At 42.9% G+C, this 17,086-nt stretch carries 14 protein-coding genes and 1 riboswitch; of the genes, 8 read left to right on the top strand and 6 right to left on the bottom strand.

Annotated features, from left to right (window positions below):
• Positions 1–34: 34 nt before the first annotated feature.
• The 7 genes from D0466_RS10365 (at position 35) to D0466_RS10335 (ending at position 8,428) form a co-directional block, all read left to right on the top strand.
• Complete coding sequence (locus D0466_RS10365) at positions 35–2,149, top strand: RNA degradosome polyphosphate kinase (RefSeq protein ID WP_233522608.1); 2,115 nt, start codon at positions 35–37, stop codon at positions 2,147–2,149.
• A 112-nt stretch (positions 2,150–2,261) separates the two neighbouring features.
• Complete coding sequence (gene trpB / locus D0466_RS10360; RefSeq protein WP_117322492.1) at positions 2,262–3,428, top strand: tryptophan synthase subunit beta; 1,167 nt, start codon at positions 2,262–2,264, stop codon at positions 3,426–3,428.
• A gap of 163 nt (positions 3,429–3,591) precedes the next feature.
• Entirely contained in the window at positions 3,592–4,431 is an 840-nt protein-coding gene (locus D0466_RS10355) for a spore coat protein (protein ID WP_117322491.1), read from the top strand.
• A gap of 223 nt (positions 4,432–4,654) precedes the next feature.
• Complete coding sequence (wrbA, locus tag D0466_RS10350) at positions 4,655–5,263, top strand: NAD(P)H:quinone oxidoreductase (RefSeq protein WP_117322490.1); 609 nt, start codon at positions 4,655–4,657, stop codon at positions 5,261–5,263.
• Between the two features lie 175 nt (positions 5,264–5,438).
• A complete protein-coding gene (locus D0466_RS10345; protein WP_117322489.1) occupies positions 5,439–6,155 on the top strand; it encodes an SDR family oxidoreductase in 717 nt (238 codons plus the stop codon).
• 296 nt (positions 6,156–6,451) lie between these two features.
• A complete protein-coding gene (locus D0466_RS10340; RefSeq protein ID WP_117322488.1) occupies positions 6,452–7,699 on the top strand; it encodes a DUF445 domain-containing protein in 1,248 nt (415 codons plus the stop codon).
• Between the two features lie 390 nt (positions 7,700–8,089).
• Positions 8,090–8,428: a MerR family transcriptional regulator gene (locus D0466_RS10335; protein ID WP_407675629.1), complete on the top strand. Its 339-nt coding sequence runs from the start codon at positions 8,090–8,092 to the stop codon at positions 8,426–8,428.
• A 75-nt stretch (positions 8,429–8,503) separates the two neighbouring features.
• Here D0466_RS10335 and D0466_RS10330 read toward each other — a convergent pair whose 3' ends face one another.
• Positions 8,504–9,844, bottom strand: a complete 1,341-nt coding sequence (locus D0466_RS10330; RefSeq protein WP_117322643.1) for an amino acid permease — start codon at positions 9,842–9,844, stop codon at positions 8,504–8,506.
• A 354-nt stretch (positions 9,845–10,198) separates the two neighbouring features.
• Complete coding sequence (locus D0466_RS10325) at positions 10,199–10,996, bottom strand: YhcN/YlaJ family sporulation lipoprotein (RefSeq protein WP_117322486.1); 798 nt, start codon at positions 10,994–10,996, stop codon at positions 10,199–10,201.
• Between the two features lie 183 nt (positions 10,997–11,179).
• Positions 11,180–11,323, top strand: a riboswitch (cyclic di-AMP (ydaO/yuaA leader).
• Between the two features lie 137 nt (positions 11,324–11,460).
• Between D0466_RS10325 and D0466_RS10320 the strand changes: the two genes are divergently transcribed.
• Positions 11,461–13,287, top strand: coding sequence for an APC family permease (locus D0466_RS10320; protein WP_117322485.1), 1,827 nt, complete (start codon positions 11,461–11,463; stop codon positions 13,285–13,287).
• An 85-nt stretch (positions 13,288–13,372) separates the two neighbouring features.
• Here the strand turns inward: D0466_RS10320 and D0466_RS10315 are convergent, their stop codons facing one another.
• The 4 genes from D0466_RS10315 to D0466_RS10300 form a co-directional block, all read right to left on the bottom strand.
• Positions 13,373–14,671, bottom strand: a complete 1,299-nt coding sequence (locus tag D0466_RS10315) for a hemolysin family protein (RefSeq protein WP_117322484.1) — start codon at positions 14,669–14,671, stop codon at positions 13,373–13,375.
• A 51-nt stretch (positions 14,672–14,722) separates the two neighbouring features.
• Positions 14,723–15,409, bottom strand: a complete 687-nt coding sequence (locus tag D0466_RS10310; RefSeq protein WP_117322483.1) for a zinc metallopeptidase — start codon at positions 15,407–15,409, stop codon at positions 14,723–14,725.
• A 16-nt stretch (positions 15,410–15,425) separates the two neighbouring features.
• Positions 15,426–15,836, bottom strand: a complete 411-nt coding sequence (locus tag D0466_RS10305; RefSeq protein ID WP_233522607.1) for a MerR family transcriptional regulator — start codon at positions 15,834–15,836, stop codon at positions 15,426–15,428.
• 135 nt (positions 15,837–15,971) lie between these two features.
• On the bottom strand, positions 15,972–16,871 hold the full coding sequence (locus D0466_RS10300; RefSeq protein ID WP_117322482.1) for a YitT family protein: 900 nt from the start codon (positions 16,869–16,871) through the stop codon (positions 15,972–15,974).
• Between the last annotated feature and the right edge of the window lie 215 nt (positions 16,872–17,086).

The following is a 17,086-nucleotide window of genomic DNA, read 5'->3' as shown; positions in this document are numbered from 1 at the left end:
TCGATATCCCAGTAGTTAAAGGTGTGAGACGAAATTGCCGGAAAACATTGATTTAAATCAACCGACCTTTTTTAATAACCGTGAACTTAGCTGGCTGGCTTTTAATAAACGGGTGTTAGAAGAATCTGAGGATGAACGGAATCCTTTGCTTGAAAGGCTGAAGTTCCTTGCTATTTTCAGTTCCAATCTGGATGAATTTTTTATGGTCCGGGTTTCGGGAATCAAAGATCAAATAAATGCAGGTTTTACGAGGCCCGAAAATAAAGCGGGATTAACTCCTAAGGAACAAATCACAAGAATAACGAAGCTTACCCACGAAATGGTTGGCAAGCAATACGATAATTTAAAACGGCTTCTTTCCTTGCTTGAGCAGGAGCAAATTACCTTTCATTATATTAAGGACCTTCCGCTGGTAAAAATGATGAAGCTGGAAAAGCATTTTAATGAAGTGATTTTTCCAGTGTTAACGCCGATGGCGATTGATGCCTATCGTCCTTTTCCGATGCTGGCCAACAAAAGCACAAACCTTGCAGTGTCTCTTTCTGATAAGGGGGAAATGCCTGATTCAGATAAGAAATTGGCGATTGTTCAAGTACCAAGAGGGTTTAACCGGTTTGTTGAAGTATCGGACAGCCCAGAAAGCGGGAACAGACAATTTGTTTTAATTGAGGATTTGATCAGCCACTATGTCCATAAACTTTTTCTTGGGTTGGATGTTAAATCTGTTACTCCATTTCGGATTACCAGGAATGCTGATTTGGAAATACACGAGGAGGGTGCGAGAGACCTTTTAAAAGAGATAGAGGAAGAGCTGAAATTCAGGAATTGGAGAGACGTTGTACGGCTGGAAGTCTCGAAGAACTTCATCGATCAGGAAATATTCAGTTATTTATTGGATCAGTTGGAGATTGATGAAAATGATGCCTATTTTCTTAATGGCCCGCTTGACCTAACCTTCTTATTTAGCTTTATTAAACAAATTGCACCTCACAAGGAACATTTAATCTTTGAGAAGTTGATTCCCCAGCCTTCCAAAGATTTGGCTCAAGAGCCGTCCGGGGATAAACAGAATATCTTCGAAGCAGCTGCAAACAAGGATATCCTCCTGCATCACCCGTATGATTCTTTTGAACCCGTAATAGATTTTGTAAGGTGTGCTGCCGAGGATCCAAATGTTTTGGCAATCAAACAAACGCTCTACAGGGTCAGTGATAATTCTCCCATCATAGCAAATTTAAAAAAGGCTGCTGAAAGTGGGAAGCAAGTACTGGTCCTGGTTGAATTGAAAGCGCGATTTGATGAAGAACATAATGTTCATTGGGCAAGGGAGCTTGAGAAATCAGGCTGCCATGTTATCTATGGAAAGACTCTGTTAAAAACACATTGCAAAATTACGCTCGTTGTCCGTAAAATCAATGGAAGCATCCAGCGCTTTGTCCATCTTGGGACAGGAAATTATAATGAAAAAACGGCAAAGGTCTATACGGATTTAGGGGTGATTACCTCACACCCCGAATTTGGGGAAGATGCAACCAACTTCTTTAATTATTTGAGCGGTTTTATGGATAAGCCGGACTTTTTCCATTTTTCTTTGGCACCCACCGACATCCGGGATGATTTCCTTCAACTGATCGAGGAGGAAATGAAGTACCATGAACAGTTTGGGAATGGAAGGATCATTGCAAAAATGAATTCCTTAACAGAAAAGCAAATCATCTTAAAGCTATATGCTGCCTCACGTGCCGGAGTAAAGATAGACCTTATCATTAGGGGGATATGCTGCCTACGCCCGGGTATTGATGGAGTCAGCGAAAATATAAGGGTGCGCAGCATTGTTGGGCGGTTCTTGGAGCATAGCCGCATTTATTATTTCCATCATAATGGAATAGAAAAAATCTTTCTCTCCTCGGCGGATTTAATGACAAGGAATATGGAAAAGCGTGTAGAAATCGCGTTTCCCATTTATGATGAGGAATTGAAGGGCCGGGTTAAACAAATTCTTGCCATCCAGCTGGCTGATAATGTAAAAGCAAGGGAACAAGACCCATTCGGTATCTATACACATGTAAAGAAAAAGCCTGGAGAGGAAGAGGTTGACAGCCAAATGAAGCTGTTTGAATTGGCTTACGGCCGGATTGATGGCGAATAAAGCTGTGAGTGATATTCAATAAACAATTCTGGAAAATAAACAGATCAGTCGTTATAATAAGTTTAATCCTATCATTAAAAAACATATTGTTTAGAAGGAGCCGAGCTGAGAGATGAAGAGTATTAGCACAGAAAGAAAAGGTTATTTCGGGGAGTTTGGGGGGAGCTTTGTTCCTGAGGATCTCCAGGAAGTTATGAATGGACTGGAAGAACAATTTTTACGTTATAAAGATGATCCTGAATTCCAGGAAGAATTCAATTTTTATCTGAAGGAATACGTTGGACGCGAAAACCCGTTGACCTTCGCGGAAAATATAACGAAACAGGTTGGCGGGGCAAAAATTTATTTAAAACGCGAAGATTTAAACCATACAGGAGCACATAAAATCAATAATGCGATCGGCCAGATTTTGTTGGCAAAAAGGATGGGAGCCAAGAGGATCATTGCTGAAACAGGTGCAGGGCAGCATGGTGTCGCAACCGCGACCGCATGTGCCATGTTTGGCATGGAGTGCGTGATCTATATGGGCAAATTGGACACTGAACGACAAGCTTTAAACGTTTTCAGAATGGAACTGCTAGGCGCGAAGGTAGTTCCGGTTGCAAAAGGGCAAGGCCGGTTAAAGGATGCTGTGGATGAGGCCTTGAACGACCTGGTCCAAAATTATAAAACCACTTTTTACTTACTGGGTTCTGCTGTCGGGCCGCATCCGTATCCGACCATAGTGAAGCATTTCCAATCTATCATCAGCGAGGAGTCAAAAAAGCAAATCCTTGAAAAAGAAGGCAAGTTGCCAGCTGCCGTCATCGCTTGTGCAGGGGGTGGAAGCAATGCAATCGGAGCGTTCAGCCATTATATGGAGGACGCAGATGTTCGCTTAATCGGTGTTGAACCGGATGAAGCTCCAACATTATCCAAAGGTGTCCCGGCCGTCATTCATGGTTTTAAAAGTTTAACCTTGCTGGATGAAAACGGAAACCCGCAGCCAACTTATTCTCTGGCCGCCGGACTGGATTATCCAAGTGTCGGGCCGGAGCATAGCTACCTGAAGGAGAGCGGAAGAGCCGAATATGTTGCGGTGACCGGGCAAGAAGCCCTGGAAGCTTTCCGGCTGCTATCGAAAACTGAAGGAATCATTCCTGCTCTGGAAAGCTCCCATGCTGTGGCTTACGCGGTGAAATTGGCGAAGGAGCTCAAAAAGGATGATGTGTTGATTGTGAATTTATCCGGACGCGGCGACAAAGATGTCGAGCAGGTTTATAAAATGCTAAATAGATAAAATATATGAACCACTTTTCATAATCGGCGGCACCTCAAAGCATGGGGTGCTGTTTGCTTTTTGGTCGGAAGGGCGTGCTGCGCAATAACATCGGGATGCATAAATGGCCGTTGAAGGGAAATATTACTCTTTGTCAGTTATTAAAATTAATAGGAGTGATATTATGCCATTCGGCGCGCATGAAACGATGGAAGTACATGAGATTTTGCTGGAAAAAATAAATATGATCACACACTTCAACTTCTATGCTACCGAAACGCAAAATCAGCAGTTGATTGACATGATCATCCGCCACCAGCAGGAAGAAATCCGGTCATATAATGAACTCGTGGCCTATACTCACGATTACACGGGCGTTAATCCGGTTCCGCCTAATACGAACATTCGCGAAATCCAGCCGCAGGAAATCCGGTACGGGCTGAACAATCCTCCCCGGATTGCACCGGAAATCGATGCCCAGCTTAAAGACTGGGAAGTTGCCACTGCGATGCTTTGCTGCCATAAAAACGCCGCTAGAAACGGGATGTGGGCAACGCTTGAATGTGCGGATCCAAATCTGCGCCGCATGCTCTTGAACAGTGCCGTGAACTGTGCCAACCAGGCTTATGAAGTATTCTTATTAATGAATGAAAAGGGGCTTTACCAGGTGCCTACGCTGAAAGACCACACAGCTAAAGAATTCATTCACAGATACCAGCCCGCCAGTGATTCCATGCAGCAACAATATGGCATGCAGCCAGGACAAAATACCGCTTATGCAGGGCAAACTGGTTATGTCGGACAAAATGCCGGATATGCAGGGCAAACTGGTTATGCCGGACAAAATGCCGGATATGCAGGGCAAACTGGTTATGCCGGACAAAATGGATATGCCGGGCAAAATTCCGGATATACCAGGCAAACAGTGGGGAATACGGGCAATGCAATAAGACCGAACTTAAACCCGGCTTCCCCGCAAAGCCTAGTTTATGGCGGTACGAATCAGGGTTACCTCCGCCAATAATCTATCTTCAATGTACCGCATAAGTCAATCATGCACCACTTGGATCAATTCCAGGTGGTGTATTTTTGTTTAGTTCATTTTTTGATTTGACAACCAAAGATACAGGTTTACCGTAAAAAAAATGAGGGCATGGAAGATAGAGGTGATTTTGGATGCGTGACAATGGTTTCCTATCCATAATTACTTTATTCCCTCAGAATTTTTCACTCAAGGAGGTTAAAGCATGGCAAATGTAAATCTGGCTGTGATTTATTACAGCTCGACCGGGACGAATTATCAACTGGCAAAGTGGGCGAAAGAAGGAGCCGGGGAATCCGGTGCTGAAGTAAGGATATTGAAAGTGCCGGAAATGGCCCCACAGTCGGCAATTGAATCGAATCCTGCATGGAAGGCTCATGTGGAGGAGGCAAAGGATGTGCCTGAGGCCACGCTGGATGATTTAGAGTGGGCAGATGCAATCATTTTCAGCGTTCCAACCCGTTTTGGAAATATGCCTTCGCAAATGAAACAATACTTGGATACAGCCGGCGGGCTTTGGGCAAAGGGAAAACTGGTGAATAAGGTAGTGAGCGCCATGAGTTCGGCCCAAAATCCTCATGGAGGCCAGGAAGCGACCATACTCTCACTATATACCACAATGTATCACTGGGGTGCGATTGTTGCCGCTCCTGGTTACTCAGATGCAGTAACCTTTGCGGCCGGCGGAAATCCATACGGGACAAGTGTTACAGTTGATGAAAATGGAATGAAGGAGGATGTGCAGAAAGCAGTTAAATACCAGGCTAAACGCACTGTTACCGTCGCTGATTGGGTGAAAAAAGGGAGTCAATAAATAAGCAGGGCTGATTGGATTCCAATCGGCTCTTTTATATTCTTTTGATAACTTTAAGCACATCATTACCACTTAAAAAATACAACTAGTAAAATAAATGATGCAAGTTACAATGGCGGTTTTTCCTCCCGGAAGGTGGGCAAACTATCCATAGTTAGAGAAGGGGGTTATCATTTTGTCATTACAAGGTAAACGTGTAGTGGTTGTCGGAGGGACTTCGGGCATTGGATTGGCAACCGCTAAAGCATTTCTTGAAAAATCAGCTCATGTGATTATCGCAAGCCGCTCTGCTGAGAAGCTTTCTGAAGCGAAAAAGGAGCTAGGTGAAAATGTGGAAGGATATGAACTTGATTTCCGCAGCGATGAGAAGGTTGCCGGCTTTTTCAGCAAGGTGGGGAATTTCGATCACCTGGTTGTTACTGCAGGAGAAGGAGCAATGGGCCACTTTAGCGACTTGCCAGTGGCACAAGTGAGGGAGGCATTTGACAGCAAGTTCTGGGGACAATACATAACGGTTCATGCGGCCCTCCCTTATTTGGATAAAGCAGGTTCCATTACATTGACCTCAGGCGTGTACGGCATAAGGCCGCCAAAGGGTGCTTCCACACTTGCTTCGATCAACTCGGCAATTGATGGGCTGGTTCGCGGACTGGCAGTAGACCTTTCACCGGTAAGGGTAAATGTAGTGTCACCTGGAATTGTCGATACACCAATTTACAGTGGCATGCCGGAGGACCAAAGGCAGGGAATGTACAGCCAGATTAGCCAGCAATTGCCAGTGGGACGTGTTGCACAGCCGGAAGACATTGCGCAAACGTACGTGTATTTAGCCCAAAATGGGTTTACTACCGGAACGTCAGTCCTCATCGATGGCGGTGCCCACCTAGTCTAAGAAAATGATCTATCTTGGAAGTTATGCTTTCAATTGGCGGCTCTTTGAAATTAGAAGAGCCGTTATTTTTTTTGTTGAAATAATTAAAGTATTCCCACTACCTAGATAAGTACAGCGGCTTTCTAGCCCGGATTTATTAGATCCTCAATCGGGGAATTCACATTTTGGCACGAAGGCTATAGGGATAATCACTGACATCCTGTATTGACTTTTACTCTATTAATTCATAATAGTAGAGTGTCACGTATCCGATTGGGTATAATAAATTTAATTTCAATAAAGGATGAATAGATGATATGGCTAATAAATCAAAACACTTAGCCGGGATTTCACTGGCAATTATGGGGACCGGGTTTGTCGCGACACTTCCTTTTCAGGGTAACTTGGCTGTAGATTTATTGCAAGGCGGTTTTGAAGCAGGCGTTGTTGGCGGATTAGCTGACTGGTTCGCAGTTACTGCATTGTTCCGGCATCCGATGGGACTGCCGATCCCTCACACGGCTCTCCTGCCAAAAAACCGGAAAAGGGTCACAAAAGCACTTGTTAATACCCTGGAAAACGACTGGCTGTCCCAGGAGAGCATCCAGGAAAAAATAAAGCAAATCCATATTTCAGAGAAAATAATCTCTGCTCTTGAAAAACAACTTCATACAGATGAAGTAAAAAAAGGATTGGAACGGATTATAAAGGAAGTGGTCCGGCAGATAAAGCCGGAGAGATTCGTGCCCTATATTGAAGAAGAAATCAAAAAATCTCTTTCCACCATTAATGTTGGCAGCGTAATGCAGCAGGCTGCCGATCAAGCGCTGGCCAGAAAATATGAGGAAAAGGCATTTGATGCTGCTTTGCAAAAAGCGGAAGAATGGTTAATGGACCAACACCGGAGGGACCAATTGGGAGCCTTTGCCTTAAGGGCGCTCAACAACATAGAAGGTGACGGGATCCTGCAATTTGCATTAAAGTCTCTTCAGAATCTCGTCAATGAAGAAAAGCTCGGAAAAATCCTGCAAACCTTACTGCTTAATATCATTTACAGCCTGCGTTATGAAAAGGATACAAATCGGCAGGCAATCATGTTGCAGGTTCGGACAATGGTTCGAAATTTAGGGGAAAACAAGCCATTGGTAATGGAAATAGAAAATTTGACGGAAAGCCTCGTGTCAGGCTGGCAGCCTGCTGGAAAAATCATCGAAGTTCTTCAAAAAGCTCAGCAGCGCGCATTGGAATTTGCTGAGAACGGAAAGTTAATGGATGATTATTTCCTCCCGTTTATTACAGGGCTATTACATGATCTTAAAACAGATAATACGAAAATGGACAAGATTGAAAATTGGGTCCAGGAGCAGATTACCATCCTCATTGCCGCAAACCATTCCAAAATAGGCAAGCTTGTAGAGGAGAACCTGGACAAGCTTGAAAATGAAACGCTTATTGATATGGTGGAAAATAACGTGGGAAAGGATCTACAGTGGATCCGGGTAAATGGAGCGGTATGCGGATTTATCATCGGGCTAGTGTTAACAGGGTTTAAAGCGTTCTTTTAACAGCATCACAATAATGAACCAATTAATTTAGCAGATGGCTTTGGTATCAACCGAGCCATCTTTTTTATTAAATAATAGTTTCTTAAGGCAGAAGACACAAAGTGCGCTCCAGCCTGTTGTAATAATTGCTTAACCCATGCTAGCCTAATCTTTGCTTACATAAAGGCATGAATTCCTTGAAGTTTTATAATCTGTATAAACATGACAAAACTTGAAACTAAATAATTTCCTTTGTCTTTTTTTTGCAAAAACAAAGACCAGTGACAATAGGGAAAGGACAAGATTACTTATTTCTTAAGTCTATGTTAGATTTTCTTACATGAATTGGCCGAATTTTATGAATCTAATGTATAATGGTTCCATGGAAAATGTGTGGCAATTCTTTGTGAGGTGAGTGAATTGGCGTATGAGGAAGCATCTTATAAAGATAAAAAAGTGATTTCAATCGGAGTGGTCAGCGAATTAACGGGTTTGACAGAAAGACAAATCCGTTATTATGAAGAAAGGAACTTGATTTTCCCTGAAAGATCGCCGAGGGGCAGCCGGAAGTATTCTTTTTCCGACGTGGAAACGTTGATGGAAATTGCCAACAAAATAGAGGACGGTGTGCAGACCTTCGAGATAAGGCAAGAAATGATCAGGCAAAATGGCAAGGAAGATCAGCGTGAGCTTCGAAAAAGGATGTTAAGGGGGCAGTTAAATGCTCAATTTGGCATTCAGGATAAGTAATCTCGATAAAAGAAGGGAGATGATAAGCTGCCAAGGCGCCTTGGCAGCTTATCATTCTCCCAATCTACTTGTAAATTATTTTTTTTCCGTTTTGAAGATAAAGGAAAGTATGATTAGCGTCGTTATCGTACCAACACTTACCACGGTGCCTAGAACATTGGCTTTATTAAAAAGGAATGCAACAAATATTATCAAAAGAGCGGCAATCGCAAAAACGGTTGTATACGGATACCATTTAACCTTAAAGCCGGGTTTTCTGGTGTACCCGGAACGCAGCTTCAATTGGGCAGAACATATCGCAATCCATAACAAAATAATGGTAAAGCCGGGAATGGACATCAAATGTCCGATTATCTGTTCCGGCGTTAAATAGGCCAAAAAGACACCTGCTAAAATACATGTGGCAGTCATCATGATGCCATTCAAGGGAATTCCCTTTTCAGATGTTTTCGACAGCCCTTTCGGCGCCTCACCGCTCTGGGCCATTGAGTATAATGTGCGGGAAGTAGCGAAAATACCGGAATTGGCTGCGGATAATACAGCAGTCAACAGAACAAAATTCATGATGTGGGCCGCACCGGGAAGCCCGGATGTGCTGAATACCTGGACGAACGGGCTATCCTCGCCCGTAACCTCATTCCACGGCATGATACCACAAATGATAAGGATCGGCAGGATGTAAAAAAAGATTACCCTCCAGACTGTTCCTTTAATGACTTTTGGCAGAACACGATTAGCATCCTTTGTCTCCGTAACAGCAACCCCGATGAGCTCAGCACCGCCATACGAAAACATCACGACTAAAAAGGCGCTGAAAATTCCTTCCAATCCGTTCGGGAAAAATCCTCCATGTGCCGTATAGTTCGAAAGGGCATCCGGAGAGGATCCGGGAAAAAATCCAAACAGGATCAGTGAGCCTAACACGATAAACGCAATGATTGCGATTATTTTGATTCCGGCAAACCAAAACTCAAGTTCTCCATAATATTTAACATGGAACAAATTAATCCCTATGACGACTGAGGAACAAAGTAAACTCAATAACCATAATGGTACAGATGGGTACCAAAATTGCAAAAAGCTTCCGGCTGCGAGTAATTCGACAATGATCACGATGATCCAGTTAAACCAGTACAGCCAGCCGACAATAAACGATATCCGAAAGCCGAACGCTTTATTTATAAGGTTCTGTACATTGGAACCTGGAAAAGCCATCGCCATTTCACCGAGGGCTGCCATAACGATGAATAGCAGCAACCCCCCTATTAAATAGGCAATTATCACACTAGGTCCTGCCATATTCAAAGTTGCGGAGCTGCCTTTAAAGATTCCCGTTCCTATCATTCCGGCAAGGGCAATAAACATCACATGCCTCGCCAATAAACCTTGCTGTAAATCTTGATGTTTTTTCTCCATTAGGACTGACCAACCTTTCAAAATAAAAACCCCACTGGAACCCAGAAGGGGATTGTTACAAAATACACCCTATTCGCAAAAAAAATGTGATTCACTTTCTCGATTGAACGCTTTTAAGCTTTTATGCGTTAAAGTATTTCTTATGCTAATATATCATATTTTATTGTCATGTCAATCACGCGGAAAAGTTTTACTTTATGGTTTAATTGCCTGAACTTAAAAATCCTCTCATTATCGCTATTTAAACCTCAAAAATTCTTAAAAGTTAATCTCGATTCTTGATGCCACAATTCATATTATCCAGAAACGCCGAAAAGCTGCCGAACAAACCGACAGCTTTTTTTACTTTCAATTTTATCTTCCAAATAAATCGTTTACCATTCGATTAAAGCCATCGAATAGGTCGGTGCCGTTTCGGCCTCCGCGGATGTCATTAGCATATGTCGTCATTCTATCAAAAAACTCAGGATTTGATGATACGTATACTCGATGGACCTTGTTATCTGCAGCCCTAACCTGATCGGCAATTTGTTGTTCAAAAGCGGTTGATATTTCACTATAGGTGATGTTTCCGGTGTCATTCCCGCCATTTTCTCCATCACCGTTTTGTCCGCCGCCAGTATCATTGCCGCCATTATCATTTTGATTCGCGCGTGTGCCGGTTGTGCCATTATTAAGTGCCCGGCCTTTACCATTATCAGTCTCACCAGCATTAGCGAAGCCGTTTCCGCCACCATTCCTGGTTATATTTCCGTCTTCTTCGTCATCAGCCGTATTTGTGCCATTTCCGAGGCCGTAGCCTGTTCCGATTCCCGCATCGGTTCCATTATCAGTTCCTCTGCCGCCGCCATTCTGTCCGCTGTTCCGGTCATCCTGAAGCCTCACAGCCACATATGCATTATTATTAGCTAAAATGACATGTGCCTGATCCACCTGGCCCATGCGTTCAATATTCCTTTCGGCGCGGTGGGCAACTCTCATGCTCCGATCGTTATTGTTTCCATTGCCCTCATTATTATTTCCTACCCTGGCTGTTTGAATTTGTCCATTTCCGTCATTATTATCAGCTGCGTTGTTATCATCATTGTTATTACACCCTGCTAACCCGGATAGAAATAAAGCACAACTAAGTATCATTAACCCATTTTTCATACTGTTCACTCCTTTTTTATTGTTGCCTCAATAGCATTTGTAGTTATTGGCCCATTTATGAAAGGAAACGGCAGCTAATTCAAGGGTAAATAGCTGTGAAAAGTATTTTGAAATAACTATTTTTTGCGGAATTTTTTTATTTACAAACTTCTTGGGCAGGAGTAAGATTATCATCAGTTTCATATTTCTAAATCGCTTAATCCTTTATGAGCGGGGGACCCGTTTTTTGTGATTTATTCACTTGGGGTGAATCCTATTAACGTAGGTAGGGCTACTCTTATGGCCCGAATCCGACAGCTAACTCCGTAAGCGTTTTTGAGAGGGGAAGGTGGAGCTGGTGCGACGATTTTTGTGATGTCCACAGGGCTATTAGCGATGCCTTGTGGGCTTTTTTACCGTTTTTTCCCTTGGTAACTTCTTTGGAGCAGGGGATTCTATTCTAAGACTAAATATGGTGGTGCTATATGTCATCGTCAGTAAAACGTTTTTTGATCGGAAGGCCTTTAAAATCAACCGAAATAGGGGAACAGAAATTAAATAAACTGAAGGCATTGGCTATTCTTTCATCCGATGCTTTATCTTCTGTGGCGTATGGACCGGAACAAATACTGCTTGTGTTGGTAACTGTTAGTGCTGTTGCTTTCTGGTATTCCATTCCGATTGCAATTGGAGTGATATTTCTTTTAGCTGCTCTTATGTTGTCGTATCGTCAAATTATCTATGCTTATCCGCATGGCGGAGGGGCGTATGTAGTCTCAAAGGAAAATCTAGGGGAAAATCCGGGATTGATTGCGGGAGGCTCCCTTTTAGTGGACTATATCCTGACTGTTGCAGTGAGTGTTTCTGCGGGTACGGATGCGATCACCTCTGCGTTTCCTGCTTTGCATTACCATAATGTTATCATTGCATGCTTATTGGTTGTCTTTATTACTATTTTAAACTTGAGGGGCATTACGGAATCAGCTACCATTTTGGCATATCCGGTCTATTTATTCGTGCTGGCTTTAGTTATCCTGTTGGTTGTGGGGATTTATAACATTGCTACTGGAGAAGTATCCCCCGACTTGCACGCCCCAATTGGGACCCCTGTTGGTGGGGTCACTTTATTTTTGCTGCTTAGGGCGTTTGCATCCGGGTGTTCTGCTTTGACAGGGGTAGAAGCGATTTCCAATGCCATCCCAAATTTTAAGGATCCCGCTCCTAAAAATGCAGCCAAAACCTTACTGGCGATGGGCGGGTTGCTTGCCATTTTATTCTCAGGCATTGTGTTTTTGGCATATTACTACGGCATTGCTCCTAAAGCGGAGGAAACCGTGGTTTCACAAATTGCCTCCGAGACCTTCGGAAGGAACTATGTGTATTTCTTTATCCAGGGAACTACAGCGTTGATCCTGGTGCTGGCAGCTAACACAGGTTACTCCGCTTTTCCTTTACTTGCTTTCAACCTGGCAAAGGATAAATATATCGCCAGGATGTTTACAATAAGAGGAGACCGTTTAGGATATTCAAACGGGATCATTTTCCTTGGTGTAACATCCATTCTGTTGATCATCGCTTTTAAAGGGCAAACGGAACAGCTGATACCGCTTTATGCGGTAGGCGTATTCATTCCCTTTACGCTATCGCAAACGGGGATGCTGGTGAAATGGATCCGTGAAAAGCCTAAAGGCTGGATCATGAAACTATCAATCAACTTTACAGGCGCATTTATCAGCTTCACGGTCATGATGATTTTCTTTATCACGAAGTTCGGCCAGGTATGGGCGGTGTTGATTTTTCTGCCTTTAATCGTTTTTGGTTTCCACCAAATTAAAAACCATTATGAATCCGTTGGAGACCAGTTAAGGGTGACAACCTGTGAACCGGCTATAAAGGTGAAAGGAAATGTGATTATCGTACCTGTTGCGGGAATCACCCATGTGGTGGAAAACTCGATGAATTATGCCAAATCTCTGAATCCGGATCAAATCATTGCTGTCTATGTAGCGTTTGAGAGGGAAGATGAAAAGTTATTCGCAGAGAAGTGGAAGAAATGGCAGCCCGATGTTCGGCTTGTCACCTTGCACTCGTATTACCGTAGCATCATTCAGCCTTTGACTAAATTCATTGATACAGTCGAGCATAAGGCGAGTGAATCAGGCTATCGGGTGACTGTGTTGATTCCGCAGTTCATTCCAAAGAAAAGCTGGCACAATATCCTTCATAACCAATCAAGCTTATTGATCCGTGCGTATCTTCTTTATAGAAGGAATGTGATTGTGACTACAGTTCCGTACCATCTGAAAAAATAAATACAGAGTCATGTCCAGTTGATTTTCATCATAAAAAAATCCCCTCGTATGACCCATACGAGGGGTTAAAAGTTATTACTGAATTTTACTGTAATTTTTTTACCTCAATAAACAAAATATGATGGCCGTCCAAACCTTTTATTTTGAATGAATATCCCTCAGATTCTAATTCGTCGCCTTGTTTCACATCAAAGCTTTGGGTTAGGAACCATCCGCCCAGTGTATCGACATCTTCTTCAGAAAGGTGAATGCCCAGCATATCATTCACTTCGCTAATCAGGACTCTGGAATTGAAAATATAGTGATCCTGTTTAAGCTTTCGAATTTCCGGTATTTCATCCGCGTCAAATTCATCGCGGATTTCACCGACAATCTCCTCGAGGATATCTTCTACTGTCACAAGACCTGAGGTGCCTCCATATTCATCAAAGAGTATGGCCATGTGTGTCCGTTCCTTTTGCATTTTCACTAACAGGTCGTGGATCGGAATCGCTTCGATGACACGGATGATCGGTTTAATAAACGGCTTTAGCGAGGTTTCCTCCATTAATGTTTCTCGGGAGATCTTCGCTGTCAAAATTTCTTTTATATTGATCATCCCTACGATATTGTCTTTATCACCATCTACAACAGGGTAGCGGGTGTATTTTTCGTCCTGAATGGTGTCGATGATATCATCAAGAGTATCATCAATGGAAAAGCTCACAATTTCCGTACGGGGAACCATGATTTCTTTGGCGATCCGTTCATCAAACTCAAATATATTGTTTACATATTTCAATTCATTTTGATTGATTTCCCCACTTTTGTAGCTTTCGGAAAGGAGGAAACGAAGTTCTTCCTCAGAATGGGCAAGTTCGTGTTCTGACGCCGGTTTTAAGCCAAAAAGGCCAGTGATGAATCGGGCAGAACCGTTAAGTGCCCAAATAATTGGAAACATGATCTTATAAAACCAAATAATGGGCTTTGAAAACGCAAGTGTAACAGCTTCTGCCTTCTGGATTGCAACTGTTTTGGGGGCGAGTTCCCCTACTACCACATGCAAAAAGGTTACAATAGAGAAAGCGATAATGAAAGCGATAATATGGGAAGTCGATTCACCGATATTATATTTTAGGAAAGCCGGTTCAAGCATATGGGCGATGGTAGGTTCCCCGAGCCAGCCGATTCCCAATGCGGTTACGGTGATTCCCAGCTGGCACGCCGATAAGTATTCGTCCAGATGGGATGTTACCCTTTTTGCAGCGACAGCACCCGTTCTCCCTTCTTCGATCAGCTGTTCAATCCTTGAGCTTCTTACCCTGATAATGGCGAATTCGGTTGCCACGAAAAAAGCGGTCATGGCAATCAAAACCACCAGAAAGATCAAGTTTAATATGTCCAAAAAAGTTGCCTTACAATAAGTAAGGCGTTCACCTCCAAGTGATGCAAAATATTAGTCTTCTTCTTGTCCTTGAAAAAAGATCATGACAAACTTAATTAATTCAAAAAGTGACAGTAATGCTGCTGCCACATAGGTAAGCGCAGCGGCATTCAATACTTTTTTAACTCCAGCTTCTTCATTATTATAAAGAATACCCTCAGCCAACATCAAATTTCTGGCCCTGCTGCTGGCGTTGAATTCTACCGGCAATGTGATGAGCTGGAATGCAACAGCTGCTGAGAATATGATAATTCCGAGACCTATCAGGGAGAGCTGGTTCAGAAGCATTCCTCCCAGGAAAAGGAACGGGGCAGCACCTGAAGCGATGCTTGCGACAGGGAAAATCCGATGGCGAAGAACCAAGGCTCCGTAAGACTGTTTATGTTGGATAGCATGGCCCACTTCATGGGCTGCCACGGAAATGGAAGCGATTGAATTGCCATAATATACCGCCTCTGAAAGACGGACCACTTTACTGATCGGGTCATAATGGTCAGAGAGTGTGCCGGGCACCACTTCGATAGGAATGGAATGGAGCCCATTCTCATCAAGAAGCCTTCGCGCGGTTTCAGCACCTGACATACCCGTTTTCGTTGGCACTTGTGCCCATTTATTAAAATTGCCTTTTACCCTGAATTGTGCCCAAATTGAAATGCCTAATGCCAGAAAGATAAGAAAATCCATTGGATGGAAAATCATCTTATGTTATTGCCTCCTAAAGTAATAATAGTAATAGAGATTGGATCAGGGACATGCTTTCGTGTGAGAGATGCTTTTTTATCATGTCTGGATTGTGTAATCCCTTTTCTTTCAATAAAGAAACAATTGCCGAAACATCAAGCTCAAGCTCCCTTATTTTTTCCTTAAGTTCCTGTATGTCTACATTGTCAATCTCTTGTTCTTTTAATTTTAATTTGATTTCCTGCAATGTCATATGATTCTTTTTCAATTCTTCAATATAATGCAGGCGGGATACCGATTCCCTATCATAGTAGCGATAATTAGAACTCGAACGTTCTGCTTTCAATAAACCCAAGCGGGTGTAATGGTCAATAGTCCGTCTAGTGACATTAGCTAATTCAGCCAATTCGCCAATCTTTAGTCTTGCAGCCCCATTGGCAATCACTCCTCCTTCGAAACCATAACGTCATGGTTTAAATAAATTATAACTTAAACGCTAAGATTCTAGCAAATAATAAATTATGGGGTCAGTCCCCCAGAGCTTTACTTCGGTAAAGCTCTGGGGGACTGACCCCGCATTCTAATGGATTCCTTTCTTTTTGAAGCGTCCGCCTTTTACTTCTGCAATGTCGGCTATCGATAAGAAGGCAGTAGGGTCTGCCTCATCGACAATATCCTTTAATTTGGCTTCCTCCAGGCGGGTGATGATACAAAAGATTACTTTTTTGTCATCTCCTGAAAAGGCTCCTTCTCCGTTTAAATAGGTTACTCCCCGGCCAAGGCGGTTCAATATCGAATCGCCTATTTCACGATATTGGTCGCTGATGATCCAAACTGATTTGGATTCTTCCAGTCCGGTTATCGTTACATCAATGGCCTTAAAAGCGATGAAGTAGGCAATAAGAGAATACATGGCCCGGTCCCAGGAGAATACGAACCCTGCACTGCCAAGGATGAAAATATTGAGGAACATGATGATTTCTCCGACTGAAAAAGGGAGCTTATTATTGGCGAGTATTGCCATAACCTCAGTGCCATCTAAAGAACCGCCGTTTCTGATCACGATTCCTATTCCGACACCGATTGCAATTCCACCAAATACGGTAGCAAGAAGCAGGTCATCGGTAAATGCCGGTACCGGATGAAAAAGGGTAGTGGCAATTGAAAGAATGATGATACCGTACAGAGTCGAAAAAGCAAAAGTTTTTCCAATTTGTTTGTAGCCAATTAAGATAAAAGGAAGGTTCAAAATGAATAAGAATACGCCGATTCCCCAACCGGTAACAGAGGAAAGCATAATGGAAATGCCTGTTATCCCGCCATCAATAACGCGGTTGGGCACAAGGAAAATCTCGAGGCCGACTGCCATCAATACAGCGCCGATTGTGATGAAAACAAGCCTTTGGAAAAGCTGTGGCGCGGATCGCCGGCGGTGTTGTTTTTTAAGTAAATGTTCATGTTGAATATCGTTGTTTGTCATTTCCCACCTCTAAGTCAAGTGAATTTTGAAGTTTGCAGAACGAGGAATATCAGTTTCCCTATAATCCGATATGGCATACTTATCTATAATCTAACGTATGTAATATAGGGCTAATATGATGAGCATTTTTCTGTTCGAAGAAAGCTAAAACCTTTTCGTCCATGTAACTTATCATGTATTTTACCACAATAAGTAACATAAACGGTGAAATATTA

This window comes from Peribacillus glennii (assembly GCF_003429105.1).
GTDB classification, from domain to species: domain Bacteria; phylum Bacillota; class Bacilli; order Bacillales; family DSM-1321; genus Peribacillus; species Peribacillus glennii.
The sequence above is the reverse complement of the archived record's forward strand: the minus strand, read 5'-3'. Positions and strand labels throughout refer to the sequence as shown.

Coding starts and splice junctions, on each gene's coding strand:
- D0466_RS10310 (WP_117322483.1), bottom strand. CDS start 15,409: ATGATTTTCCATCCAATGGATTTTCTTATCTTTCTGGCATTAGGCATT.
- D0466_RS10340 (WP_117322488.1), top strand. CDS start 6,452: ATGGCTAATAAATCAAAACACTTAGCCGGGATTTCACTGGCAATTATG.
- D0466_RS10355 (WP_117322491.1), top strand. CDS start 3,592: ATGCCATTCGGCGCGCATGAAACGATGGAAGTACATGAGATTTTGCTG.
- D0466_RS10320 (WP_117322485.1), top strand. CDS start 11,461: ATGTCATCGTCAGTAAAACGTTTTTTGATCGGAAGGCCTTTAAAATCA.
- trpB (WP_117322492.1), top strand. CDS start 2,262: ATGAAGAGTATTAGCACAGAAAGAAAAGGTTATTTCGGGGAGTTTGGG.
- wrbA (WP_117322490.1), top strand. CDS start 4,655: ATGGCAAATGTAAATCTGGCTGTGATTTATTACAGCTCGACCGGGACG.
- D0466_RS10300 (WP_117322482.1), bottom strand. CDS start 16,871: ATGACAAACAACGATATTCAACATGAACATTTACTTAAAAAACAACAC.
- D0466_RS10330 (WP_117322643.1), bottom strand. CDS start 9,844: ATGGAGAAAAAACATCAAGATTTACAGCAAGGTTTATTGGCGAGGCAT.
- D0466_RS10325 (WP_117322486.1), bottom strand. CDS start 10,996: ATGAAAAATGGGTTAATGATACTTAGTTGTGCTTTATTTCTATCCGGG.